Source organism: Acinetobacter endophylla (genome assembly GCF_053543775.1).
In genome coordinates, this window is record NZ_JBLVOM010000165.1 from 1 (window position 1) to 389 (window position 389).

A 389-nucleotide genomic window follows, 5' to 3' on the forward strand; every position below is an offset into this window, starting at 1 on the left:
AAGATATATGACTAGAACCCGAAAGATGAGTCCATGGTCGAGATTAATGATGCAACGGATCACTCGGACAAAATCCATTTCATAATGCAAAAAAGACACCTAACAAGGTGTCTTCAGATTGTAGAGAAATCTACGATGAACTGTAATATTTAGTCCGTTACTATCACTTCGATATTATTCTTTACAGCCTCATCTAAAAAGTAATTCGATATCTTGGAATCGGTAACCATCAGATCTACATCATCTAGTCCGATTAACTTGATTAACGATTTTTTCTGAAATTTACTGCTATCCGCCAATAAAATAATTTGTTCTGAGATTTGAATGATCTTCCTCTTGAGCTGTGCATGCGATTCATACGGCTCACTGATTCCACGTTTCAAGTCAAA

1 pseudogene is annotated in these 389 nt (G+C 36.0%); it reads right to left on the bottom strand.

Annotated features, from left to right (window positions below):
• Window positions 1-149: 149 nt before the first annotated feature.
• Window positions 150-389: pseudogene (locus ACNPNW_RS06170) on the bottom strand (hypothetical protein); the annotation flags it as partial.